Raw genomic sequence first — 25,154 nt, forward strand, 5'->3', positions numbered from 1 at the left:
ACCCCCTCAAAAATATATGCAGCCGTGTATTGTTTGTACCTGAGCCTTGGTACAATGACATACACGGCTGTATGAGGTTATCAAGCCGTTCACTGAAAGATCGATTTTTGAACATGATCGTATGTGTATCGATTATAATAGAACTAAAACACTCGTTGTGGAACCGAAGGGAGGCGACCGTATTGAATCCATCGATAGATATTTTGATCATCGAAGACGAGGGTGAGGTACTGGAAGGTATTCGCACTTCCCTTCAACAGCTTGACCCCTCAATCGGTCATATCTACGCTATCGGCAATGCGGAGGATGCCAGAGAGATGATCCGTACGCTGTTTCCGCGGATTATTGTAACGGATATTGTACTTCCGCGGCTGTCAGGACTGGAGCTGCTGGATGAAGTGATGCAAATCTCCGATTACGAGCCCAAGGTTGTCGTAATCAGCAGTTATAATGAATTTTCCTATGCGCAGCGGAGCTTGCAGTTAGGTGCGCTTGATTATGTGCTCAAGCCTTTCGATAAAGCTGAATTCAAGCAAAAGCTGCTCAAAATTGTGGCAATGATCCATGAGGAGGAGCGGCAGCGGTTCGAAATGCAGCATCGGATCGAGCATGCGCAGATGGGCACCCGGATGCTGATGGACCAGTACATACTGAGCTTTTGCACCAAAAAAACACAGCTGCAGGAGCATATTTACCACCGGCTGCAGCTGTGGAATTTAACCTGGCTGACGACCTCCTCCTATCATCTGATGGCCTTTGGCGTTAGCGGTGAGGTACCGGAAAGCGATAAGGATATGGAGCTGCAGCTGTTTTCCGTCGGCAACATAGCCGGAGAGACGATGGAGAAGTTCCACTCCTCCTATCTGCTGAAAAACGTCCATAACCGCTGGATCGTAATAACCGCATACCCGGATCTGGAGGAGATGATGGAGGCCATTCGCCACAATGTCCGCAAGTACCAGCGTCACGAGCTGCATTTTGGCGTCAGCGGTACGATGTTTTCGTTTCAGGCTTTGTTTGACGCCTATGAGCAGTCCAATCAAGCACTGCGCTGGGCGGCTGCCAACCGTAAGCCGGAGCTTTACTATCAGGAGATGGAGGATGGCTTGCCGGAACGTACAACGGCGGATGTCAATGAACGGTGCGCTGCTGCGCTGATCTCCGGTGACCGTGACGGCATGGTCCGAGCGGTTCGGGACAAAGTGGAAAGCATCGTCCGGTTAACGCAGCTCATTCATCGCAAGCAGCTGGCCCAAAACTGCCTGGACTGGATTATGGATATTCAAACGCTAGTCAATGAAAAGTCAGGCATTTATCTGGATCAAATCTCTTTATCGCTGTGGGAACGTCTTGAATGCTACGAATCGATAGATTCAGTCAAGCACGAGTTGTGTGCCTATTTTCAAGACTTGTCTGACAAAGTAACCTCTCAGATATCCGGAACAGGCAATGCGATTATTGAGCAGGCCAAGGTCATGATAGGCGAGGAATTCGATAAAGATATTACGCTCCAGGGCATTGCCGATAAGCTTGCGATTCATCCGGTATGGCTGAGTCATTTGTTCAAGAAGGAAACAGGCCAAACCTTTTCCGATTACGTGATTGAGCTGCGTATTGAGAAGGCGAGAAGACTGCTTCGTGAATCCAATCTGAAAATATATGAAATCGCTTCAAAAATCGGATATTTGGACCTGCAGCATTTCGGGAAAATATTTAAAAAACGGACGGGGATGTCACCCAAAGAATACCGGTATGGCAAATGAACGGAGTGTGCCAACAGCCATGATCAACCTGAATTTATATGCCAAAATCAGCCTGCTGCTGCTATCCGTCGTGACAATCCCAACCATACTGCTGGGGTATTTGTCGTTCAGCAATTCAAGCGAGCAAATCCGTAACGTGACGAATGCGTTCCTGCTTGATAATTTGCAGCACAATGCCCAACGGGTGGACACTCTGATGTCGAGAATTGAACAACGCTCGGAGAAGGTTCTGGAATCAGATAAAGTGAAGGCGCTGCTCAGAGAGCCTGCTCCGGACAGCCTGCTCAATGAATTTGATTTTATAAGGATGATGAATCCGGTGCTGGATGAGCTTAAGGGCGAGTACGAGCTGAACATTTATCCCAAGCAGCCTGCCAAATACCCGAATTATGCGAGCGGTATTACGGGAGAGGAGCCGTGGTTCAAGCAGGCCCTGCAAATGGAGGGGCGCGGATACTGGCATGTCTATTCCGTGAATGGGGAGCGTACTACGGATTTGCTGTATGTCCGGGCGATTCGCGACTTCCCTCAGCTGCAGCCGCTTGGTGTGCTTACGATTCGGGTTCCGAGCTTTCTGCTCGCTAACCAGCTGATCATTCCCGAGCGTCTGGAGCAGCTAAGCTTTTATATGGTCAATGAGGCAGGCAGGATCGTAGCTACCAGATCGAATCAAAAGGAAGGCGCAGATCTGGCTATAACACCGAGCACAGTGAAGACGAACACCTCGGTGCTCCAGACCAGAATTCAGGGTACCGATTATTACGAGGCCGCCAAGACGCTTGGAACGGCTGGCTGGAGCATTACCGCATTAATTCCGGTCTCTGAGCTGATGGGTCCTATTGAGAACATTAAGCAGTTTACCTGGATACTGGTCGTGTCAGGCATTTCAATTATGAGCATTCTTCTATTAATTATCGTGCGTAAAATAACGATTCCGATCAAATCGCTGGTCCGCCATATGCGCCGCATTTTGCTGGGGGAGCTCGTGTATTTTGACAGCTACAGGAAACGAACAGATGAGATCGGACAGTTGATTCGTGGCTATAATTCAATGATTACGGGGATGATCGAGCTGATTGGCAAAACCAAGCAGTTTGAGGAGGAAAAAAGACGTCTGGAAATCCGGACACTGATTCATCAAATGAACCCGCACTTTTTGTACAATACGATGGATACGATCAAATGGAAAGCCGAGAAGGCCCAAGAGCCGGCAATCGTAAATATGGTTACGGCACTATCCAATTTGCTGCGTTTCAGTATTAACAATGGAGAAGAACTGACGACGGTGGAGCGAGAGATCCAGCACGTACGCAATTATTTGAGCATCGAGCTGCAGCGGAATCACGATGCATTCGCTGTCTTTTTTCAGGTGCAGCCGAATATTCTTCATTTTCCATTTATGAAGCTTACCGTACAGCCGCTTGTGGAGAATGCCATCAAGCATGCGGTCAAGAAGATGAAGGAAGGTACTGGAAAAATTATCTTATCGGTGTACCAATCCGGCGACCGCCTTATTTGCTGTGTGGAGGATAACGGAGCAGGCAGCGATCAGGATTTATCGGCGCATTTTGCACTCATCGAGCAGTCCGGAGGCAATCAGGAATCAGGTGTCGGTCTATACAACGCGGACAGAAGATTGAAGCTGCGGTTTGGAGCGGACGAGGGCTATGGTATCTATATGGAAAATCGGGCTGGGGGCGGCTGCAAGGTCACACTGGTCCATCCCGTAATCGGGCATGAGGAACAGGAAAATCAGCATGAACTGTATAAAGCACGGTGAAACATTAAATAAACCATCTTTCGGTCTGTGGTGGGAAGGACTAGAATCAGGGTGAGTTGGGCCCTGTACCTTATAAGGGGGGTTACCGGTTTGAGCAATAACATCGCATTCAGAGCTATGGTGGCACTGCTGGTTTGGATAGCCCTGACCGGATGCAGTGACGGCAGTAATCAAGCGGACAGTAAGGATAATCAGATGGAGCCGATTCCTAAGCTTACCGTGATCAAACCGCTGTTTCCGGGACATATCTATCATCCGGACTCAGAGCTTGAGAAGCTGCTGGAGAAGGAGACGCATGTGGAGGTTACCTATGAAACACCCCCTTATAGTGAATACAAGACAAGACTTTCCGTTAAAATGGCGGGTGGTGATATTCCAGACATTGTGAATACGTACAGTCCGAATGATCCCGAGCATAATGCATTGATCGATCAGGGTGTGTTTTTGCCGCTGGATGATTTACTGCCCAAATTTCCCAAGCTGAAGCAAGCGTTCAGCGCACAGACCTGGGAGTATATGCGCAATCCGACGGACGGTCATATTTATGGAGTTCCCTGGATGCGGGATCGTGGAGGGCAAGGCATCGTAATTCGCAAGGACTGGCTCGACAAGCTCGGTTTGAAAACACCGACAACGCTCGATGGGCTGGTGGAGGTATTGATCGCCTTTCGTGACCAGGATCCTGATGGCAACAGGGTGAATGATACGATACCCCTTACCTTTAAGGACAATCAGATTTCCAATCTGAATGGGTTCTTTTCATTATTCGGGGTCAATCCCGGATGGTCTCCGGCAAGTACGGATGCCAATCAGCTTCAATATGGTTTGGTCCAGCCTGGAGTCAAGGAGGCTCTGAAATTTCTGCGCACCTTGCGTCAGCAGGGGCTGATGGACCCCGACTTTCTGGTTGGCAAAACAATCGGAATCGACAAGTTCAAGTCAGGCAAGGTGGGTGTGCTTATTCTGAATATTGGCGATTATCGGCAGCTTGCCGTGATGCCGTCATTGAAGACAGAGATTTTGGACCCGATCCATCATAAGGGGAATGTCCTGAGTATTAATCTTCCGGCCACGCCGATTAACCGGACAAATCAAATTTCCAGTCGTTCCAAGAACCCGGAGGCTGCGCTTCGTTATCTGGAGTATCAGATTACAGGTGGATATGACCTTATTCAATACGGCGTGGAGGGTAAAACGTATCGGATCGATAACGGGGTCAAGCTTCCTTTCGACAATGAAAAAAAAGATCCCCAATTCAGCACGAACGTCGGACTTGAGCTGCTGCAGCCCGAATGGCTGTTTACCGATCCGGAGAAATATACCAAATTCGTACCCAGGGATATGGCTGATTACATGATGCACAAGCTCGACACGTATGAGAAGAACATTATGTATGATTATCTTCGTCCTAATGTGGTGATCCCGTCACTTCAGGAGAAATCAGCGCTTCTTCGTCAAATTATTGAAGAAGGGTATACACGAATGCTTCTGGAATCGAAGCTGGACGTGGATACAACATTTGATGAAATGGTCGGCAAATGGAAGAAGTCCGGAGGCGATCAGGTCACCGAGGAAGTCAATCGTTTGCAGAAGGATAAGTCGGAACCCAGCTTCACCTATATGCGAAAACCCTAAAGGTTTTCTGTGGAAAGGAAGGAACACAAGAAGATGACGATGAAACCTGAGATACAAGTAGATGAATGGAAAAGAAGCAATCCCGATATAATGGTTTTTGTGCCTAAGGAGGATGCGTATACCGGAGATAATGAGCATTTTCTCGTATTTGAAAGTCCCAAGGGCGAATGGCTGGCATTATGGACACAAAGCTCTGTGGAGGGACACGGTGACAACCATCTGGTTTTGTCACGGAGTAAGGATCAGCTTGAATGGTCGGAGCCGGTTTATGTAGCAGGGGCGCGTCGGGGCGAGAGAGGCGGACAGGCAAGCTGGGGTTTTCCAGTTGTATCGGAGCAGGGGCGTATGTATATCTTTTATACGAAAGATATCGGCATTCATGACTTGGATTCACAGACGACCGGTACGATGGGCTGCGTGTATTCAGATGATGATGGATATACATGGATAACGGGCACTGATATTCCGATGGATCGGAACCGGTATGATCACCCTGATCCTAAGGTGCCACGCAACTGGATCGGTTGGCAGAAGCCGATTCGCGACAGTCAGGGCCGCTGGATGACAGGTTATACACAGTGGAGCAGCCGTGAAGTCTACGATGTCCCCAAGGTTGGCTGGTACAGCAAGGATTCTCGCTCCCTGTTCATGCGATTCGACAATATCGACGAAGGACCGGACCCCGAACGGTTGAAGATCACCTGGCTTCCCCAAGGCAGCGAGGGACTTGCAGTGCCTTTTCCCGGGAATCCCGAGCTGTCCGTCGCACAGGAGCCAAGCCTTGTACTGCTTCCCGATGGTCGTTTATTTTGCGTGATGCGAACGTTTACAGGATTTATCTGGTATTCGGTTTCGAGTGATGATGGAGAGAGCTGGACCCCTCCACAAATGCTTCGTTATCGTGATGATGGGGAGCCCATTCGCCAACCTATTGCTTCATGTCCCGTATATCCGCTCCAGGATGGACGGTTCGTGCTTGTATTTCACAATAATGATGGAAATCTGGGGGAATACGGGCCGCATCATGCGCTTCATAACCGCCGTCCGGCTTACCTAAGCTGCGGACGTTATGTTGAAGGAGCCCGTCAGCCGCTCTGGTTCGGGAAACCTAAACGGTTTGTGGATACAGACGGTTTAACGATAGGACCCAAGGGTACAAGCGAGATTGCCACTTACCCCAGCATGACGCAATTTAATGGGAAAACGGTGCTTTGGTACCCCGACCGCAAATACTATTTGTTAGGGAAATATGTGACAGAAGCCTGGCTGGAGAATGGGCTCGATTAGGTTTATTTAAACTATAAATGCGGCCCGCACAGAGTCATTACTCTGAGCCAAGCCGCATTTGTCTTGTAGCCAACTATAGGTTCGGATCGTAGTCGAATTGTATCAGATCGAATTGCAGCATGAATAGGCTACTGAGCTCTTGTCGATTTCCCTGGTGCAAAACCGAGTTCCCGTTGCACATTTTCCATTGAAAAAATGGGCTTATATGCATGGCCCGGCTGTTCATAATAGGATAGATCGTATTGCCCCGCCCGTTCTCCCAATATGGCGCTGAGCATAGCTATTGTAGGAATGCTGCAGCTGCTTTCAGGACCAACCATGTTCCATGTATAGGCTCCTGCTTGAAGGGGGGCATGGATGGCATGAACGATGGCTTCGACAACATCGCTGGCATAAATATGGCTTAAGCGGACAAACGGTATGGTTAATTTCGTAGCTGCTGTCACGACGGGAGGTGTCCAGCTGTCATCGGACACGACACTACCCAATCGCAGGTTAATAAAGGTCGTATCTGTATGATTTCGCTGAAAGTAATCCGTTAGCTGCTCCAGCATGAATTTGCTTAAACCATAGGCATCTTTGGCCAGACAGATGTGATCATCAGGAATAGGAAGCTGCTGTGGAAGAAATTCGTTATCCAGGCAGCCCACTGCTGCGATCGAGCTGGCCCCAATAAAACGGGTCGCTCCCCGATCGAGCAAATAACGGTATAGTCTTCTTGTGCCAAGTAGGTTGACCGATAGTCCGTCTTCTTCGCTGCAGCCCCCGGTAACCGCGGCGAGATGTACAACAGTGCTGACGCTGAATTCGTCCAGAAGCCGCAAATCTTCAAATCGGTCATAGTTCCCGCGTATAACAGCGACGGAAGGATTGACAGGACTTCGCGACAGGCAGACGACATCCTCATGAGCATCTGTCGATAGTCGTTCGAGCAGCCTTTGTCCGATAAATCCACTTGCTCCAGTTAGTAATATCGTCATATAGATCTCCTATTCCCATCGAATAACGATGCCATTATAAGAATTGCGTTTGCTGGTAAACAGCTGATTGTACACATCGGCTGAAGCATCCCAGTTCAGCTCGTGGGATATGAGCTTTGCCATATTCAGGGTACCGGATTCGATGAGGCGTATAACCCCTTCACGAACCGGATAATCTCCGATGAAGCAAGGAAACACGGCATTCAGTTGTTTGCTGTGAGGGATATTAAAATGGAAGCTGACCCGATCCGGGTACCAGCCGAGAAACACGAAGGTTCCTTTGTTTTTGCATGTATCCAAGGCATCGTCGAGCAGAGCTTCAAAGCCTGTCGATTCCGCAACGATGTCAACACCCCCGAGGAATCGTTCTTTGATCGCTGCCACTGCCTGCTGCTCGTTGGAATCGATCACCCAATCCGCACATAGCTCACGGGAGCGCTGAAGACGATCTGTTGCAATATCCGAGGTGATGACATAAGCGCCACGGAGCTTAGCAAGCATGGCTGCACATTGTCCGATCAAGCCTTGTCCGACGATATAAACAACATCTCCTGTACGGACCCCGGCCTTGTTCCAGGCGTTAGCCGCAACACTCGGTTGAACGAACATAGCGCATGCTTTTAGCGATGCGGTCGAGGTCAATTTGTGGGCAAGATGCCTGCTAGCCTTCACATATTGTGCATGCGCTCCGCTGCAAAACACCGTCACCCAATCTCCCGGTTGGAACATCCCGACTGCGTGTTGTCCCACTTCCACAACTTGCCCGCTGGCCTGATAGCCATTTACAAACGGAGGTGGACCGTAATCCGTCCTTTTTCCTTCTGCAATCCACATTTCAGTACCTATGCTTATGCCCGAATAAGCTGTTTTAATAATAATCGAATCATCATCAAGCTGAGGATACGCCATTTCGATAATTTCCGCTTTTTTGCCAAGCTCCGTTACGGCTAACACTTTGATCATGGATTTTGCCACCTTTTTCGTTGTATGGTTAGAGGAAGGTTCTAACAGTTCTATCGTAAAGGGATTGCGGATGGATGACGATGGTGTAAAATCAGACTTCGTATGGTACATATTCCGATTATCGGAGGTAGACAAGTACATGGGTGAATCGAAAGCAACTGTTGTGTTTCAGGGCAACCGATTTTTCAGAGAAGGCGAGAGCTTCAGTATGGTCAAGCATTCGGAATCGATGATGGAGGACAGAAGTTTCCATTCTCACGATTTCGTGGAAATTTGTTATGTCTATTCGGGTTCTGGCTACCATGTTGTCGGAGAACAGATATATGAGGTGGCTAAAGGGGATTTGTTTCTCATTAATTACGAGGTGACACATACGTTTTACCGTACAGCTGAGCAGCAGGAGCTGGTAACCTACAACATTTTGTTCAAGCCGGGATTTTTGGATGACAGTCTGCATTTGTTTCACGATTTTACAAGCTTGACGCTTTCCTATTTATTCAAGGATAGCTGGGCGGACGAACCGTTCCGCGAGGACCTGAGATTAAGCCTCGACGAGCAGCGTGAGTTCGATCAGCTTATTCATAAAATGGACATGGAATACAATCAACGTATGCCCGGACATAGTGCGATTCTAAGAGCTTATACGATTGAGCTGATTGTTATGATGATGAGGGGCTTTCAGAACCTCAGCACAGGCAATGAGCGTCAGCACAAAAAAGCTTCGGAAATCGAAGCGGCACTGCTTTATCTGGACACCCATTTTCACGAACCAATTCAGCTTGCCGAGCTAGCCAAAAAAACCTTTTTCAGCAAAAATTATTTTTCACACCTCTTTAAAGAGGCAACAGGCCTGACGGTTTCCCAGTATACTCAGCTTGTCCGGATTGATAAAGCCTGCGAAATGATGCGGGACCCGGACAAAAAAATTGCGCAGATTGCATGGGAGGTCGGGTATGCGGACTATAAGGCGTTTTATCTGGCTTTTAAGAAACAAAAGAGCTTGTCCCCGCATGCTTACAGGAGCGGCCAGCCCCTCACAAACCAATAACTTAAATGAAGCGGGTTAAACCTTAAGTGAGACCTATCTTATCCTGGGCCTATATCCGTTATATTGGAAATAAAACCGGAGTGGGGTGAGTGTCGAGATGAACCAAAGACGATGGTTGCAGAATGTAAAATGGGGAGAAATACTTCCTTATGCAAGGACGCTGGCAGGGGATGATCTGCAGTTGGGGCTATGAGACGACCGTTCAGCTTTCAGACGAAGCTGTTTATTACGTTTTCGTTGCTCGTTACGATGATCATCGCGATTGCATTCAGCGTCTTTTATTGGTATTACCAGAAGGTAAATGTAGAGACGATTATTCGTACTTATCGGGGAGAAGCGGCAAGCGTTACCCAGCAGCTCGATAATTCACTGTATACGATGGACAGGCTGGTTATGCAAATCAAATACAATCCGACGATTGCCAACACGTTTTTTTATATGCCTTATCAGGAGAATGCCGAAAGCTACTTCGAGAATAACCTGGAGGCAGCCTACAAAATGAGAGAGCTGATTACCTCTATTGTCGGCCTGGACCCGCAAATTTTTAATCGGGTATCGATTTTGAGCCGCTCCGGCGCTTTCTTCGGAACGGGTGCCTATTATGACAAGGCACGGGTGTCGAAGCAAGCAAGAGAATCGCCCTGGTTCAATCAACTGAGCAGCAAATCGGAATACCGCTTGCTGCTTCCGCCGCACAGGGACGATTGGGATCTTGAATCGAACCGTGAGGTGATTTCGGTTATTCGCAAGCTGGGAGAGGATTCGATCCCCAATACGTTAGTCGAGATCCAGCTGCCGGCCGAATACCTGGATAAGATCAGCTCCCCCGGACAAACCGGCAGCAAGCAGGTGATGATGATCAGCCGCACCGGAGAATGGATATTTCCCCGAAATCCCATACTTACAGAACGTTTTGAGCCGCATCGTCAGGCTTTTTTACAGAATTCCGCTGCATCCCCATCCTTGCCATCCGGGAATGAATTTGCCTGGATTGATATGCCGGACGGCTCCCGGGATTTGCTTATTTATCAGCACGCCCCTTATTCGGACTGGACCGTTATGATCGCAGAGCCGGAGCAGGAACTGCTGGCGCCAACCCGCCAAGCCGGATATATATTCAGCATCACGGCTTTTCTGATTATTTTATTAACACTGTTAACCTTGTATTTCTCCACAAAGCGTCTCCTGAAGCCGCTTCGGCAGCTGCGTGACACGATGAATCAAGTGCATCTGGATGCAATTCCGGATATGCGTGAATCGAAATTGTTCAGGGGCGTGGAGCTGCAAAATACGCACAATGAGCTGCACCACTTGTACCAATCCTTTCGTAAAATGCTGGAGCGACTGGAGGAATCGAAGGAGCAGTCCATCGAGGCTCGCTCACGTGAGCTCAGGTCTCATTTTGCAGCTCTCCAGGCACAAATCAATCCACATTTTTTGTACAATACGCTTTCCTTGATCGGCGCTTTGGGCTATGAAACGGGCAATAGCAGCATCAATCAGCTATCAACGATGCTGGTCGGGATGTTTCGCTATATCACTTATGCGGGAGGACAGCCGGTCACGCTGCGGGAGGAAATCAGGCATACGCTGAACTACCTGAATATTATGAAAATCCGTTACGAGGACCATCTCGACTTTGTAATTGATGTTGATGAGCGGCTGCTCGAACAAGCCCTTCCCAAGATTACGCTCCAGCCGTTTGTGGAAAACTGCTTCAAGCACGGCTTTGCCAATACCAATTATCCCTGGAAAATCACGATTACAGGGTATGAAAGGGATCAAAGGCAGTTTATTGAAATTCGGGATGACGGTTGTGGATTTTCGGAATCCTATTTAGTTGGTTTTGCCGAACAGGCTTCCGAGGTTGCGTCCGGTACATTCAGTGTTTATTCACCAACATCTCGCGCACAGCAGGATAGCGGGACTCCTGATGAATGGAAGGAGGAGAGCGGAGCGGGTACGATCAACACGTATGCACGGCTGTACTACCATTTTGGCGGTCGGGTTTGCTTAGAGCTGCTGAATGGGGAGGATCAGGGAGCCGTCGTGCGCATCGGCTGGTGGAAGGGAACACAGCTACATACGCCGGAGTGAATGATCTTTTATGTACGTGCAGCAATAGCGTGCAGCATTCAAAGCTGATTAAAAGAGGGAGCTGGGGCCGATGCCGACAGTTGTCGTCGTGGACGATGAAGCGCCGTATTGCCGGGCATTAAGAAAAATGATAGAGGAAGCGGGTCCGCGTTTTCAGGTGCTGGGGGAAGCCTTTAACGGGGAGCAGGCACTCGACATGCTCGCACAATTACGGCCTGATGTACTGTTTACCGATATTCGTATGCCGGTGATGGATGGACTTCAGCTTATCGCTGAAGCCAAGCGGCGGCAGCCGGAGATCGCTACCGTCATTGTAAGCTCGTATGACGATTTCCATTATACGCGTAAGGCGATCCAACTGCAGGCCGAGGATTATCTGCTGAAGCCGGTGACGATTCCCGATTTGCAGGAACTGCTTATGCGGGTCGAGGCGGGCATCAACGAGCAAGTGAGAAGACGGGAGAAGGAGCTGTGGGCAGCTGTTGTGGAGCAGGGGGCCGTTGATCGGCTGTCCAATTCGATGAGATATGCTCATTACGTTGTCTACATGCTGTGCGCAGGCTCTATGGGCCAAGCTTATGAGGATCATATGCATCCGGGCAAGTTATTTTGGCAGTCGGATTACGGGGAGGCCATTATACGGAAGATGATAGTTGAACCTTATGGCTGCTGGATACTGGATACAGAGAAGGAAAATGAACGCTTTCTGCTGATAGGAAGCAAGGAATCCGTAGAATCAGCTCTTCAGGCAGCGCAGGGATTGATTCAGGAACTGCTGCACAGGGCGGACTGGTTAGCCATCCCCCTGACCATTGTGCAGCAACCCGTGACTGAATTGTCAGGACTCAAGCAGGTGCTGCAAACTGCAGGCAAAAGGATGCGGCTTGGTCTGCTGTTCGGCCGATCCAGCGTAATGGATGAATGTACTGACCGCAAGCCTGCGCCTATGCAGCCCTATTATCGTAGGCTCGGTCAGGCGATGGAGCTGCGGCAGAAGCAGCCGATCCTCGACGCGATCTTTGACATCGTACACGTCTGGGAGCAGCAGGAAGCCAGCCAAATCACTATCGAAAATGGCTTGAAGCAAATTCTTTTTATGTTTCCAGAGCATTTCAAATTGATTTCGGATGAGCAGTTCATCCTAGCAGGGATGGAGCTGGATTCGCTTCTGCTCCATTCCTTGACTTATCCGGAGCTGCTGGCCGGAGCTGAATATACATATAGCACCTTGATGGACAGTGCAGCTTCCGGTACCCGAATCAGCGATCATCAAGAGGAAATCATTGTACAAATCGAGCACTATTTGCAGGCCAATTATTCGCTGCCAATTACCCTTCAGGATTTGTCCAGGCGGTTTAATCTGGTGCCCAATTATTTAAGCGCCATGTTCAAGAAATTCCGCGGGGTTACACCAGGTGAATATTTAACCCAATGGCGTGTTCATCAGGCCAAGAAGCTGATGAGCGATTCATCTGGCTTACTGTTGAAGGATATAGCGGATCGAGTAGGCTATTCCGATCCATTGTATTTCAGCCGCGTCTTCAAAAAGGTTACGGGCTTGGCACCTTCGGACTATATGAAGTAAGTCTGATCCCTGATGTCGGGCCGAAATCGCAACAAATGAGATATGTCCATAAGCGGCTCTGATTCGTCCATTCCTTTGGCGCAAGGCTTAAGCGTATACTTTTTCGTGAAAGCGATCTCATTTGTTGTAATGCTTTGACGATTGTCCGGTTTCATAAAAAATCAGTTCAAGGAGTGAAGACATTGAAGGTTCATTCATCGGGTTTACAGCGTTGGGGACGGGAAAGGCGGCGGTACTTATGTATGTTATTAAGTTTCGCATTATTGTTCACGGCATTATTACCGATTAGCGGTTTCGGCGCTGCAGTAGCCAATGCCGATCCGCTGCCGGAAAGCGATCTGATCAATGAGTCATTTGACGGGATGGCAACGGGATCGACACCAGCTAACTGGGGAGTGTCGGTGACAGGAAGCTCTTATGTTAAAGTGGCGGAACGGCCTGAGGGCGAACGTTTTCTGCAAATTTACGATGCAAGCAAGCAGGCGACACAGGGAATCACCAAAACTTTCACCTCACAGACGGGCAAGCTGACCGTTCAAGCGGATGTGCAGCTGCCCGCGGGGGCTACAGCCGGCAAGGAAAACATGCTGTTCTATATCCTTGATTCAGCTAACAAGCCGGCAATTGCGCTCAATCTGCAGCCGGATAAAATTATTACCTATCGCACAGTCAGCGGTGTCACGACGAGTACGACACTGGCCACAGGTCTGCCCCTGAACGGCTGGAGAAGCCTGATTGTTGCAGCGGATTATAGCAGCAAAACGTATGATTTCTACCTGGACGGTTCACTCATTCAAAGCGGTGTGCCTTTCCGTTACGATGATGCCGTGAATCTGAGCAAGCTTCAGGTAGCCGGTGCCTACTATGCGGATGATGCGAACTATATCCGTATCGTCAATCTGGATCAGGTAGCCGTATACACCGGGGCGGTCCGATTGCTGCAGCCTCCTGTGCTTGCTCCTGACGTGACGAATGCCACAGTGGGTCAGCCGGTTGATCTTGCTTTTACGGATAGCGCTTCATGGCGTGCGGCGATCAGTGGCGTTGCGGTTGACGGAGCGACAGTCAGCGGTTCAACGTATACAGTGGGTTCCGGCAATCTACATATCGGGTCAGCCGCTTTTCCAACCGCCAAATCGTATCAGATCGTTGTGAAAGCTGCCGGATACGTGAATGCAGCCGTTACACAGCAGGTCTATGCAGCGACGGTAACCGATCTTGTGTATGAAAGCTTTAATTCGATCACGGTGGGAACGACCCCTTCCCAATGGGGAGCCCAGACGACAGGCAGCTCTTATGTGCAGGTGAAAGAGAAGCCTGATGGAGACCGATATCTACAAATTTACGATGCCAGTAAAATGACTACGGAAGGCATTAACAAGAGCTTTGCCTCACAGACAGGCAAGCTGACGATTCAGGCTGATGTCCAGCTGCCGACGGGGGCAACTGCTGGCAAGGAAAATGCGCTGTTCTATATGCTGGATTCAGCAGGTAAGGCTGCAATTGCATTAAGCTTCACACCTGATAAAATAACCTCGTTTCGAACCGTGGGGACGACAACAACGACAACGAATCTGGTCACAGGACTTCCGCTTCATGGCTGGAGAAGCATCACGGTGGCTGCTGATTTCGCAGCCAAAACCTTCGACTTTTATCTCGATGGCGAATTGAAGTCAGCGGCTGTTCCGTTCCGGTACGATGATGCTGCCAATATAGCAAAGCTGAAGGTCAGCGGAGCTTCCTATGCCGATGATGCCAATTACATCCGCATCGTGAACCTTGACAATGTCCATATTTACGTGGGCGAGCCAAAGTTTCCTGCACCAGACCTTGTTACGCCGCCGGCACCCGGTGTTGAGAAAAATTCCTTCGACAGCTACTCCAGCGTATTCCTTTCCTCCAGGTGGTGGCGTACCGACGGCATGGATGGACAGTTGGGAACACTGGATGTGTTGAAGCGTTTTATGGCTACCGATGACAAGTGGTCTTATATAACCGACAAAAACCAGATTTCCAATATCGTGCGGCAGGGAGTCGGCTTTCAGGGCACCTTGAATATGAATATGGGATCGGTTGGCAGAGCCAAATACTTCGACGGAACTCCGATTGTAGCGCCATGGATGACCTGGGGAGCGACCTGGGGCAGCATGAGCGATCCGTTATACTACCAGGCTGTGCTGAATGTCGGCAAGCAGAGCATCGACGCGGGAGCGGCCTCCTTCCAGTTTGACGATTGGCGCGGCAGCGTGGATGCCTACAAGTTCGGCGGAGATTTCTGCGATCCGTGCATGGAGCAGTTCCGCCAGTATCTGGATGACAACTATTCGGATACACAGCTGAGTGCCTGGGGAGTTTCCGATATTTCAGCCTTCAACTATAAGACGTATTTGCAGACGACGCTGGATGTTCAGACCAACGGCGATTATATCAATAAAAAAATACTATCACCCTTGGACGGTGCTTTTAGTGATTTCAACTACAAGGCTGCTATTGATTTTCATACCCGGATGAAGCAGGATCTGGAGGCTTATGCGGGTACAACGATAGAGTATTCCAATAATGCTCCCTTCATTAAGGATTCCGTGGCAAGCAAGCATTTTCTGCATGATGCGTTCAACTATGGCATGGGTGAGAATGATGAGGACTCCATGACCATTGATAATATGGTAACGAACGGCTCCTTGTCCTCAGGCCTCGGCAAGCCGCATATCATATCTCCGCTGCCTTATCACGAGGCCAAAATTCGTGAAGGCATCGCCGCATCCTATGCGCTCGGGCAGTATATGCTCGTACCGTGGGATGCCTGGCTGCAGGGCTCGACGCGCTACTTCGGAACCGTCGAGCAGTACGGTGATTTATTCCATTTTATCCGGCAATATCCGTTTCTGTTCGATGGGCAGGAACCTCCCGCCAAGGTAGGCATACTTGTCAAATGGAGCGATATGAATTTTGCGACGCTCAGCAGCTTGTCGATGAAATTGTTTAAAGCCGGTGTACCTTTCCGAATACTTGCTGCCAATGACAGTCTGCCGGCTTATGCGCTGCGCGAGCAATCATTTGAAGGTCTAGACACGCTGATCGAATATGCTCCGACAGCTTCCTTCAGCGCGGCCGACCAGCTGCTGATCAGCAATAGCGGCGCCACTGTTCTCGGTGCCACCTATGTCGATTCATCCTGGCTCGCTGCCAGAAGCCAGGTGTCCGTCAGCGGCGGAGAACAGCTGTATGCCACTGTTCGCTCGCCTGAGGACACTCTCGCTCCGAAAGTCATCCACCTGCTGAACCGTACGGGGTTAACGGCAGAGGATATCGAGGTTACGTTGGCGGATTCGGCATTTTTTGGAGGCTCCAATCTTCAGGCCGTGCTTTACCAGCCGGGCCATAATCCGCTTGCACTCACTGTAACGAATGTGGGAAGCGGCAAGCATAAGGTTACGGTTCCTTCCCTGGAGGAATGGGGAATCGTTCGTGTCGGCAGCGGCAGCTCGATTACGTCTGGGGATGTGTTCAACGTATCGGCGCCATGGTCGGGTATCGCGATTGGAAATCCGGCTCCCACAGGTTCGGCATCTTCCAGCGGAAGCACCGTTACCATCACGAGCTCCGGTGCAGGCCTGCATGTGCCCTCCAAGGGAGATATGGGCTCTTCGGATCAATTCTCATATGTATATGAGCAAATCCATGCCACACCGCTTCAGGATTACAGCGTAAGCACGAGGCTTGCGGACTCCACAGGGGCTGCGAACGGTGCATTGACGGGTCTTATGCTGCGCGAGACTCCGGCCTCCAACTCCAAGTTTGTTGCTATTGCTAACGTTGCAGGGAACGGGCTGAGGCTGTTCTGGCGTGATGCAGACAATAGCGATATCGGCTCCTTGTCACTCGGTCAGCCGGCGCTTCCCGGGTATGTCAAGCTGGTAAGGCATTCCGGGACGTATTCAGCTTATTATTCCTCGGACGGCATTCAATGGGGAGCTGCTATCGGTACGCATAATATTTCGCTGCGCACTACGCTTGGAGGCGTCTTCACTGCAGCCGGCAAAGGAAATGAATCCCATACGGCTTCATTTGATTCTACCGTTATTACGTATGGTGATGTGGTTCTTCCGTCCGGTCAGCTGGATCACCTGACTATAGGCGGCCTGCCACAGCAGCTGTCGGTAAGCAAGACAGCGCAAGCAACGGTGACCGCCAGCATTTACAATTCAGGAGTGGAAACGAAGCTGGATATTACAGGCGAGCAGATTCAATATACGTCATCCGACCCGTCGGTAGCGATAGTCAGCTCCAGCGGGATCGTAAGCGGGATTGCAACAGGAACGGCAACCCTAACGGCGTCATTTACCGCTAACGGTGTGACTGCAACGGGAACGGCAGCGATCACGGTCGTGCCTCCGAATTCCATACTGCTTGACGAAACGTTTGATTCCTATGACGTATCAGAGCTGCCGGCAAGCTGGGTATACAGTCCCACTACAGTGGGAGGCTCTTACATTCAAATTTCGGAGACTCCGTCTGTATCGGACAAAAGCCTGAATATTTATGATAACTCGCCGGGTGGATTCCCATCGGCAACAGCCAGCTTTGAACAGCAAGCCGGTCCGTTCTCCGTCCAATTCGATTTCAAGGTAAATTTCGGTACGGTGAAAAGCAACGGCGGTGCGATCGTCGCTTATATGCAGTCGCCAAGCGGAACTAATGGCATCTCACTGCTTGTTGAAGACGACGGCTTCTGGTATCTGGATGGATCGACGACGGTTGTAGCGGCTCCAGTTGTGGAAAATCAATGGTATGCGATTCGTATTGATCTGAATCCAGGAACAAGAAAAATGGATCTGTATATCGATGGAGTGAAGGTTGTGGATCAGGGGAACTTCCGCAACGCAGTCGATACGATTTCCAAAATACAGGTGGGCGGAAGCTCCAACGGAGTGGAAACGTCGGCCTTCTGGAACAATGTGCACATTTCTTCCTGATAAGCAGTCTGTCAGCTTATGCAGCTGTATTATGTAACAAAGAATCAAGCCCGGAGAATGTAAGGCTCCGGGCTTTCCCATGTAACAACTACTGTTTATCCATATACAACATAGATCCGTCTATGTAAGCCGTCTGACGAGGCTGTTACACTTATCCTGTAAGCGCAAACAAAGCAGGGAGCGTGCTATTCAGCAAGAAAAATAGAAGCAGCATGGAGGTGAGAATGAAAATGAATATCGAACATAATGAGAGCGTTATCGCCAGTGCTACCGTCAAACGGTCGGGCACACAGAATAAATCCGGCTGGCTTTACGATCTCCGTAGAAACACTAACCTGTATCTGATGGTGCTGCCGGGCCTTATCGGGTTTATCGTGTTCCATTACATACCGATGTACGGCATCATCATTGCTTTTAAACAGTATGATCTGGTCCTCGGATTTATGGAAAGTCCATGGGTCGGCTTCAAGCACTTTCAAAGCTTTTTTAACGATCCTTATGCGGTCCGGGTCATTAAAAACACACTGCTGTTAGGCTTTTACAGCCTGCTGATCGGCTTTTGGCCACCGATTATTTTGGCGCTGCTGCTGAATGAGCTTACCTGGAAAAGGTGGAAAAAATTTTTCCAGTCGATCAGCTACCTGCCGCATTTTATCGCGATGGTTGTCGTGGTTGGGATGATGATGGACTTTCTGAGCATAAATGGTGTGGTGAACTCGGTCCTGCTTTCAATGGGTTTTGACAAAATAGCCTTTTTTAATGAATCGGGCTACTTTCGCAGTCTATACATCGGCAGCGGTATTTGGCAGGGAATCGGGTGGGGATCAATTCTGTATTTGGCGGCTCTGACCGGCATCGACCCGGAGCAATACGAGGCCAGCTATATCGATGGCGCCAGCCGCCTGCAGCGCATTTGGCATATCAGCCTTCCGGGCATGCTGCCGACGATTACGATTCTACTGATCCTGCATGCCAGCGATATCATCAATATCGGCTTCGAGAAAGTATACCTGATGACCAATCCCGCGATTTATGAGGTGGGCGATGTGATCCAGACGTATGTGTACCGAAGAGGCATCATAGACCGCAATTTCAGCTATGCGACTGCAGTTGGTTTGCTCAACAGCGCTGCCGCCTTCCTGATTCTGTATACGGCCAACAAAGCGAGCAGGGCGCTGAAGCAAAATTCGTTGTGGTAGGAGGAACCCCATTTGAAAAATACAGGCTTGGCCAACCGGCTGTTTGACATATCCAATTTCACCGTACTCATGCTCTTATCGCTCTCCATCGTACTGCCGTTTGTGTATATGCTATCGATTTCCTTAAGCAATCCGGTACAAGTGGGGCTTTATCAGGTGGGACTGATACCACGCGGGTTCAACTGGAAGTCGTACGAAACAGTTTTTCAGGATAATCAGATTCTGCTGTCGTACTGGAACAGCGTGCGTTATACGATGCTGGGCACTGTGCTGGTGCTGCTGATCGGCTGCCTGACGGCATATCCGCTGTCTGTCAATCGGTTCAAGGCGCGCAGACCCTTATCGATTCTGTTTACGTTTACGATGTTTTTCAGTGGCGGTCTGATTCCGTCCTTTATGCTGCTCAAAAATTTGAGCCTGCTGGACACGATTTGGGCAATAACGCTGCCCGCTGCATTCAGCTTCTGGAATATCGTCATTCTGCGTACCAATTTTCAGGCAATGCCGCAGGAGCTGTATGAATCGGCGTTTATCGACGGTGCCAATGACTGGCAGATTTTGTTCCGCATCGTGCTGCCCTTGTCGAAAGCGATTTTGGCGACAATTGCGCTGTTTGCCTCTGTCGGGCTGTGGAATGCCTATTTCGGCCCATTAATGTATCTAACCTCGCCAGAAATGCAGCCTCTGACGATTATTCTTCGACGCATTTTGCTGGCCAATGAGGTGCTGTCACAGGGCGCGCTGGATCAGGCCAACAGCATGGAGATCGACCCCGTTGCCTCAGCAGGACGGATGATGAGTATTCGAATGGCGACGATCTTTGTCACGATTGGCCCGATCGTGCTGATTTATCCGTTTGTACAAAAATATTTCGTACAGGGTGTTCTCGTTGGTTCGGTTAAAGGCTGAGCGAGTTGCGGAGCGGAAGAATGAGCTGCTGCTGCGTGTTTATGGATCTATCAGTCTGCATGCTGGCGGTGTAAGGTGAAGCGATTTGCAAATACAAACAATGGAGGGGTTTATGTGAACAAAGCTACAACAAGAACGGCTGCTGCCGTCATGGCGATTTGGATGACGATTTTGGCCGGGTGCCAGAGCGGGGAGAAAGCCGTTTCGACCGCACCTGCTGCAGCAGGGGATGGGAAATCTGCGAAGGAAATCCCGACAGTCGAAATCATGACGGCCTGGGACCCGGGGCTGCCAATCAGCAGCGATCTGCCCGTGTTCGTAGAATGGGGTAAGCGGACAGGGATCAAATTCAACGTCAACAGCCCGCCAAGGGATGCATTCAAGGAAAAAATAAACATTGTGCTCACCTCGGGCCAACTACCGGATATGATGAAATTTTTTCAGGACGAAACGACGCAAAAGGAATACGGTCCGCAGCTGTTTGTAGCATTGGATGATTACATGAAAGCCGGCAAGCTGCCCAATCTGGAACGCTGGCTGAAGAAATACCCGGAAATTGAAAAGGCGATGCGCCGTCCCGAGGATGGCAAGCTGTACGGCTTCCCGCTTGTCCAGGATTTTGATTTTGCAACGACGCTGTGGCAGGTGCGCAACGATCTCCTGAAGAAGGAAGGACTGGACGCGAGCCAGATCCAGAGCGTCGACGATTTGAAAAAGGCGATGCTGGCGCTGAAAAAGCAGACCGGAGACTATATCACCTCCTCGCGGCTCGGCTTTGATTATTTTGCCGAACGGACGCAGGTATATTTTGGAATTAATGTCAACAACGGTCCGAATAACGGGATGATGTTCGATCCGGAGCAGAAAAAATTCATGTTTGCCCCGGTTGATTACAAGGATCGTTACAAGCAGTGGGTCGAGCTTATGCGCTGGATGTACGCCGAGAAGTTGCTGCACCCGAACTTTTTGACGATGAAGGACCAGGAGCTGTTCGCAGGCTACGCGAGTGACGATTTCCCGCTGATGCTGGAGCAAACGGCGATGAAAAACCTCAATATGACGGATGATCCAGCCAAGGAAGTACAGCCGATCTATCCTTTCAAGATCGATGGGAAGATTCAGTCGCAAAATCTCGATCCGCATTACAATATCCATTACCGCTCACCGCTTGTCATTAACAAGAAATCCAAATATATAGATGAAATCATCAAAGCGATGGATTATACGTACAGCGATGCAGGTATTGAGCTTTTGATGCTGGGCGTTGAGGGGGAGACCTTTTCAAAGGACCCGAAGACTCCGTCAGGCTACAAATTCGACAAAACGCAAAGCGCCTGGACGGTTGGCGCAGACGGAAAATTCCCGGACGGATTGAAAAAGGGTACGGATTACGGTTACGGCACTTGGTGGCTGACTGGAGTGATTCCTGCCGCTGCTCGTTACAGCACCTGGAGCTACAAGGAAGGGCAGGAAAAGGAAGCGCAGCTGGTTCCTGATCGGATGAAAAAGCTGAAGGAACTGGGGGCGCTGCGTGATCCTGAACCGGCGTTAAATTGGAGCAAGGAGGAATCCTCCAAAATATCTGAAATCAGCACAGCGATGAAAACCTATATCAGTGAGAACGTGACCAAGTTTATTCTCGGTCAAAAGCCGATGACGGAATGGGACGCTTTCACTGACGGCTTCAAGAAGTTGAGATATGAGGAGCTCGCCAACATGTATAACGAGAAATATAAAACCTTGAAATAGCCGATATCGAATTGAGAGAGGAGGGATATTTCGATGACACGATTAAAGGTGGGGCTGATCGGTCTCGGAGAGGTTGCGCAAATTATTCACCTGCCTGTGCTGGAAACGCTGGTGGAGCGTTTTGAAATTGCGGCGCTCTGTGATGTTTCTCCTGGCGTGCTGCAGGCCATGGGTGCGAGATACAGGGTAACACGACTTTACGAGGATTATCTCGAACTCGTCAGGGAGCCGGACCTCGATGTCATTTTCGTGCTGAACAGCAATGAATACCATACGGATTGCACGCTTGCCGCCCTGCAGCATGGAAAGCATGTACTGATCGAAAAGCCGATGTGTATGACACTACCGGAAGCGGATGCGATCATTCAAGCGCGGGATGAAGCGGGGAAGCATGTTATGGTCGGATATATGCGGAGATACGCTCCCGCATTTCTGCAGGCGGTGGAGGAAGTGAAGGCGATGGATGTCATCCATTACGCCAAAATTCGGGATATCATCGGCCAAAACCGGTTGTTTATCCAGCAGTCGAGTGTCGTGAGTAAATACGATGATATTCCTCCTGCGGCTATCGCCGATTGTACGGAACGCAGAAACAGCCTGCTGAGGGATGCGATCGGGCGTGTCCCGGTAGATTTGGCGAGAGCCTATGGATTGCTGAACGGGTTAAGCAGCCACAGCTTGTCCGCCATGAGGGAAATGCTCGGATTTCCGCAGCATGTCGCTTCGGCTGTCACCTGGAAAGGCGGCAGCTTTATTCAAGCCGTATTCGCCTATGACGGATATTACGCCACTTTTGAAACGGGTACGGACGGATTAAGAAGGTTTGACGGCCATCTCGAAGTGTTTGGAGCCTCCAAGCAGGTGAAGGTTCAGTATGATACCCCTTATATCCGCCATCTGCCGACACTTCTGCATATCCAGGAGACTCAAGGGGAAGCGCTGGAAACGCGTGAGATCAGACCTACCTATAAAGATCCCTATACCCTGGAGCTTGAGCATCTGCATGAGGTTATAACGGGATCGGTTCCACTCAAAACGACACCGGAGGATGCCAGGCAGGATTTGGTGCTGTTTGGATGGATCATGGAACGCTTAAAGGTGAACTAAATAAATTTGCTAATAACCGTGTCCTCCGTTAACACCGGAAGGCATGGTTTTTTGTCGTTCAATCACCGGAGATCGGCTAAAGATTATCGAGTTTGTCAAATGATTATACCGGTGTCTCAACGCTTTAGACAGCTGTTCGGTTCAACTGGTTGGCTGTTGATTATATCCTGAACCATTCTTAACCTGCTACATTCGGAATGCGGATTAGAGCTTCCGTGTTCGAACCATACAGATCATACAGCTCGGGGAGGTGAAAAGAATCATACACAAGCACAAACAAATGCGGCAATTCTCCATTCGTTCAAGGGATGGATGGCTTTACCTGATGCTGTTGCCCGGACTATTGTTCTTTATTTTGTTCAAATATTTACCGATGTGGGGCGTATTGATTTCACTCCAAAACTATCAGCCGGCTCTCGGACTGTGGGGAAGCGAATGGGTAGGACTGGCTCATTATAAACGTTTTTTTTCTGACCCTTCCTTTTGGATGCTGTTTCGCAATACGACGCTGCTGGCCGTGTACAGCATCGTGATCTTTTTCCCCATGCCAATTATCGTTGCGCTGCTGTTGAACGAGCTTCGGGTGCAGTGGTTCAAGCGTTCGATACAAACGTTGATCTACATCCCGCATTTTTTTTCAATTGTTGTCGTTGTGGCGATTTCCTACGTGCTGTTCACAACAGAGGGTGGGATTATCAATGAAATGATAGTGGGGATCGGCGGCGAGAAGGTTAACTTTTTGACAGAGCCCGAGTGGTTCAGGCCGATGGTAACCTTACAGGTGGTCTGGAAGGAAACCGGGTTTGGGACGATCATTTTCCTGGCCGCACTGGCGGGCGTTGATCCGCAATTGTACGAAGCGGCCAAAATAGACGGCGCCAATCGTTGGCACCAGCTCTGCCATATCACGCTGCCAGCGATTCGGAGTACGATTGTCATTTTGCTGATCCTTCGGCTGGGACACTTTCTGGATACTGGCTTCGAACAGATGCTGTTGATGATCAACGCATTGAACCGTGACGTAGGCGAGGTATTTGATACGTATGTGTATACCAGCGGTATTCTGGAAGGCCAGTTCAGCTATTCAACCACGGTGGGTTTGTTCAAATCCATTGTTGGCCTTGTTCTTGTAGTAATTGCCAATCGGATTGCCAGAAAATTAGGTGAAGAGGGGGTGTATTGAAACGTATGCTGCACAAACGCTCACCGGCAGGAGTTCTATTCGACACAGCCAATTACATTTTTCTGATTGGAATTGCGTTGATTACATTGCTTCCGTTTCTGCATATTGTGGCCGGTTCGCTTGCTTCCGCCCGCGAGGTGCTGAACAGCCGCTTCATTTTGTTCCCTAGGGAGTTCTCACTGGAGGCGTACCGATTCATATTTTCGGAAAGCACCCTCTCCCGCAGTCTGGCGACGACCGTATATATTACTGTTGTGGGTACTTTTGTGAATATGGCGATGACCTCGTTGATGGCGTATCCATTATCCCGTAACATTAAGGGGAAGCGGCCGATTATGCTGCTTATTGTGTTCACCTTGCTATTCAGCGGAGGGATGATTCCTTCCTTTCTTGTGGTAAAATCACTCGGCTTGTTGAATTCCTATGGGGCATTGTGGCTTCCCGGTGCGATCAGCCCGTTTTATTTGATCATTATTATTAATTTCTTCAAGCAGCTGCCTGTTGAATTCGAGGAATCGGCCAAAATCGACGGCTGTAGTGACCCGCGAATTTTGTGGAGTATTATATTGCCTTTATCGATGCCGGTGATGGCAACGTTTTCGCTTTTTTATGCGATTGCGCATTGGAATACATTTTTCCAGGCATTAATCTATATTAATGACGCTTCCAGATGGCCGATTCAGGTGCTGCTGCGGCAAATTGTGATCATGTCCTCCGGCGGGATCGGGGATGCCAGCTTCAGCAGCGAAACGACGATTCAGGTACCGCCCCAGACAGTGAAAATGGCCGTTATTGTCGTGTCCACACTGCCGATTATTGTTGTTTATCCGTTTTTGCAAAAGCATTTTACGAAAGGCGTGCTGGTTGGATCGATCAAAGGTTAATTCATCACA

General features: G+C 49.6%; 16 protein-coding genes. 14 read left to right on the forward strand and 2 right to left on the reverse strand.

The window, feature by feature from the left end:
- The first annotated feature begins 182 nt into the window (after nt 1–182).
- The 4 genes from NST47_RS13720 to NST47_RS13735 all read left to right on the forward strand — a co-directional run bounded on the left by NST47_RS13720 (nt 183) and on the right by NST47_RS13735 (nt 6,465).
- The gene (locus tag NST47_RS13720; protein ID WP_341155668.1) at nt 183–1,763 is read left to right on the forward strand and encodes a response regulator transcription factor; all 1,581 of its coding nucleotides are present in this window, start codon (nt 183–185) and stop codon (nt 1,761–1,763) included.
- On the forward strand, nt 1,753–3,543 hold the full coding sequence (locus NST47_RS13725; protein ID WP_341155669.1) for a sensor histidine kinase: 1,791 nt from the start codon (nt 1,753–1,755) through the stop codon (nt 3,541–3,543). Before NST47_RS13720 ends, NST47_RS13725 begins: the two co-directional genes overlap by 11 nt.
- A gap of 90 nt (nt 3,544–3,633) precedes the next feature.
- Nucleotides 3,634–5,178 carry an extracellular solute-binding protein gene (locus NST47_RS13730; protein WP_341155670.1) on the forward strand — a complete coding sequence of 515 codons (1,545 nt, stop codon included), beginning with the start codon at nt 3,634–3,636 and terminating at the stop codon, nt 5,176–5,178.
- A 39-nt stretch (nt 5,179–5,217) separates the two neighbouring features.
- Nucleotides 5,218–6,465 (forward strand): sialidase family protein, encoded by a 1,248-nt coding sequence (locus tag NST47_RS13735; protein WP_341155671.1) that lies wholly within the window; start codon nt 5,218–5,220, stop codon nt 6,463–6,465.
- A gap of 128 nt (nt 6,466–6,593) precedes the next feature.
- Here NST47_RS13735 and NST47_RS13740 read toward each other — a convergent pair whose 3' ends face one another.
- Together NST47_RS13740 and NST47_RS13745 are read right to left on the reverse strand one after the other, a co-directional pair.
- The gene (locus NST47_RS13740; RefSeq protein WP_341155672.1) at nt 6,594–7,445 is read right to left on the reverse strand and encodes an NAD-dependent epimerase/dehydratase family protein; all 852 of its coding nucleotides are present in this window, start codon (nt 7,443–7,445) and stop codon (nt 6,594–6,596) included.
- Nucleotides 7,446–7,454: 9 nt separating this feature from the next.
- Nucleotides 7,455–8,408, reverse strand: coding sequence for a zinc-dependent alcohol dehydrogenase (locus tag NST47_RS13745; protein ID WP_341155673.1), 954 nt, complete (start codon nt 8,406–8,408; stop codon nt 7,455–7,457).
- Between the two features lie 139 nt (nt 8,409–8,547).
- On the opposite strand from NST47_RS13745, the gene NST47_RS13750 reads away from it, so the two are divergent.
- From NST47_RS13750 to NST47_RS13795, 10 genes are all read left to right on the forward strand, one after another.
- A complete protein-coding gene (locus NST47_RS13750; RefSeq protein WP_341155674.1) occupies nt 8,548–9,456 on the forward strand; it encodes an AraC family transcriptional regulator in 909 nt (302 codons plus the stop codon).
- Between the two features lie 189 nt (nt 9,457–9,645).
- Nucleotides 9,646–11,553, forward strand: coding sequence for a cache domain-containing sensor histidine kinase (locus NST47_RS13755; protein WP_341155675.1), 1,908 nt, complete (start codon nt 9,646–9,648; stop codon nt 11,551–11,553).
- Between the two features lie 70 nt (nt 11,554–11,623).
- Nucleotides 11,624–13,138 carry a response regulator transcription factor gene (locus NST47_RS13760; RefSeq protein WP_341155676.1) on the forward strand — a complete coding sequence of 505 codons (1,515 nt, stop codon included), beginning with the start codon at nt 11,624–11,626 and terminating at the stop codon, nt 13,136–13,138.
- A 242-nt stretch (nt 13,139–13,380) separates the two neighbouring features.
- Complete coding sequence (locus NST47_RS13765) at nt 13,381–18,114, forward strand: hemoblobin-interacting domain-containing protein (protein ID WP_341155677.1); 4,734 nt, start codon at nt 13,381–13,383, stop codon at nt 18,112–18,114.
- 230 nt (nt 18,115–18,344) lie between these two features.
- Nucleotides 18,345–19,313 carry an ABC transporter permease gene (locus NST47_RS13770; RefSeq protein ID WP_341155678.1) on the forward strand — a complete coding sequence of 323 codons (969 nt, stop codon included), beginning with the start codon at nt 18,345–18,347 and terminating at the stop codon, nt 19,311–19,313.
- Nucleotides 19,314–19,325: 12 nt separating this feature from the next.
- The gene (locus NST47_RS13775) at nt 19,326–20,222 is read left to right on the forward strand and encodes a carbohydrate ABC transporter permease (protein WP_262686844.1); all 897 of its coding nucleotides are present in this window, start codon (nt 19,326–19,328) and stop codon (nt 20,220–20,222) included.
- A gap of 114 nt (nt 20,223–20,336) precedes the next feature.
- The gene (locus tag NST47_RS13780; protein WP_341155679.1) at nt 20,337–21,971 is read left to right on the forward strand and encodes an extracellular solute-binding protein; all 1,635 of its coding nucleotides are present in this window, start codon (nt 20,337–20,339) and stop codon (nt 21,969–21,971) included.
- 33 nt (nt 21,972–22,004) lie between these two features.
- The gene (locus tag NST47_RS13785) at nt 22,005–23,078 is read left to right on the forward strand and encodes a Gfo/Idh/MocA family protein (protein ID WP_341155680.1); all 1,074 of its coding nucleotides are present in this window, start codon (nt 22,005–22,007) and stop codon (nt 23,076–23,078) included.
- A gap of 280 nt (nt 23,079–23,358) precedes the next feature.
- Nucleotides 23,359–24,261: an ABC transporter permease gene (locus NST47_RS13790; protein WP_076227921.1), complete on the forward strand. Its 903-nt coding sequence runs from the start codon at nt 23,359–23,361 to the stop codon at nt 24,259–24,261.
- A 5-nt stretch (nt 24,262–24,266) separates the two neighbouring features.
- Complete coding sequence (locus NST47_RS13795) at nt 24,267–25,145, forward strand: carbohydrate ABC transporter permease (protein WP_076228380.1); 879 nt, start codon at nt 24,267–24,269, stop codon at nt 25,143–25,145.
- Nucleotides 25,146–25,154 lie beyond the last annotated feature (9 nt).

It is taken from the genome of Paenibacillus sp. FSL H8-0034, from assembly GCF_038000305.1.
GTDB lineage: Bacteria > Bacillota > Bacilli > Paenibacillales > NBRC-103111 > Paenibacillus_S.

Bases quoted from the DNA above. Each gene is read 5' to 3' on its own strand.
- NST47_RS13760 (WP_341155676.1), top strand. From the start codon at position 11,624: ATGCCGACAGTTGTCGTCGTGGACGATGAAGCGCCGTATTGCCGGGCA.
- NST47_RS13740 (WP_341155672.1), bottom strand. From the start codon at position 7,445: ATGACGATATTACTAACTGGAGCAAGTGGATTTATCGGACAAAGGCTG.
- NST47_RS13785 (WP_341155680.1), top strand. From the start codon at position 22,005: ATGACACGATTAAAGGTGGGGCTGATCGGTCTCGGAGAGGTTGCGCAA.
- NST47_RS13725 (WP_341155669.1), top strand. From the start codon at position 1,753: ATGGCAAATGAACGGAGTGTGCCAACAGCCATGATCAACCTGAATTTA.
- NST47_RS13795 (WP_076228380.1), top strand. From the start codon at position 24,267: ATGCTGCACAAACGCTCACCGGCAGGAGTTCTATTCGACACAGCCAAT.
- NST47_RS13745 (WP_341155673.1), bottom strand. From the start codon at position 8,408: ATGATCAAAGTGTTAGCCGTAACGGAGCTTGGCAAAAAAGCGGAAATT.
- NST47_RS13735 (WP_341155671.1), top strand. From the start codon at position 5,218: ATGAAACCTGAGATACAAGTAGATGAATGGAAAAGAAGCAATCCCGAT.
- NST47_RS13750 (WP_341155674.1), top strand. From the start codon at position 8,548: ATGGGTGAATCGAAAGCAACTGTTGTGTTTCAGGGCAACCGATTTTTC.
- NST47_RS13790 (WP_076227921.1), top strand. From the start codon at position 23,359: ATGCGGCAATTCTCCATTCGTTCAAGGGATGGATGGCTTTACCTGATG.
- NST47_RS13765 (WP_341155677.1), top strand. From the start codon at position 13,381: ATGTTATTAAGTTTCGCATTATTGTTCACGGCATTATTACCGATTAGC.
- NST47_RS13755 (WP_341155675.1), top strand. From the start codon at position 9,646: ATGAGACGACCGTTCAGCTTTCAGACGAAGCTGTTTATTACGTTTTCG.
- NST47_RS13770 (WP_341155678.1), top strand. From the start codon at position 18,345: ATGAATATCGAACATAATGAGAGCGTTATCGCCAGTGCTACCGTCAAA.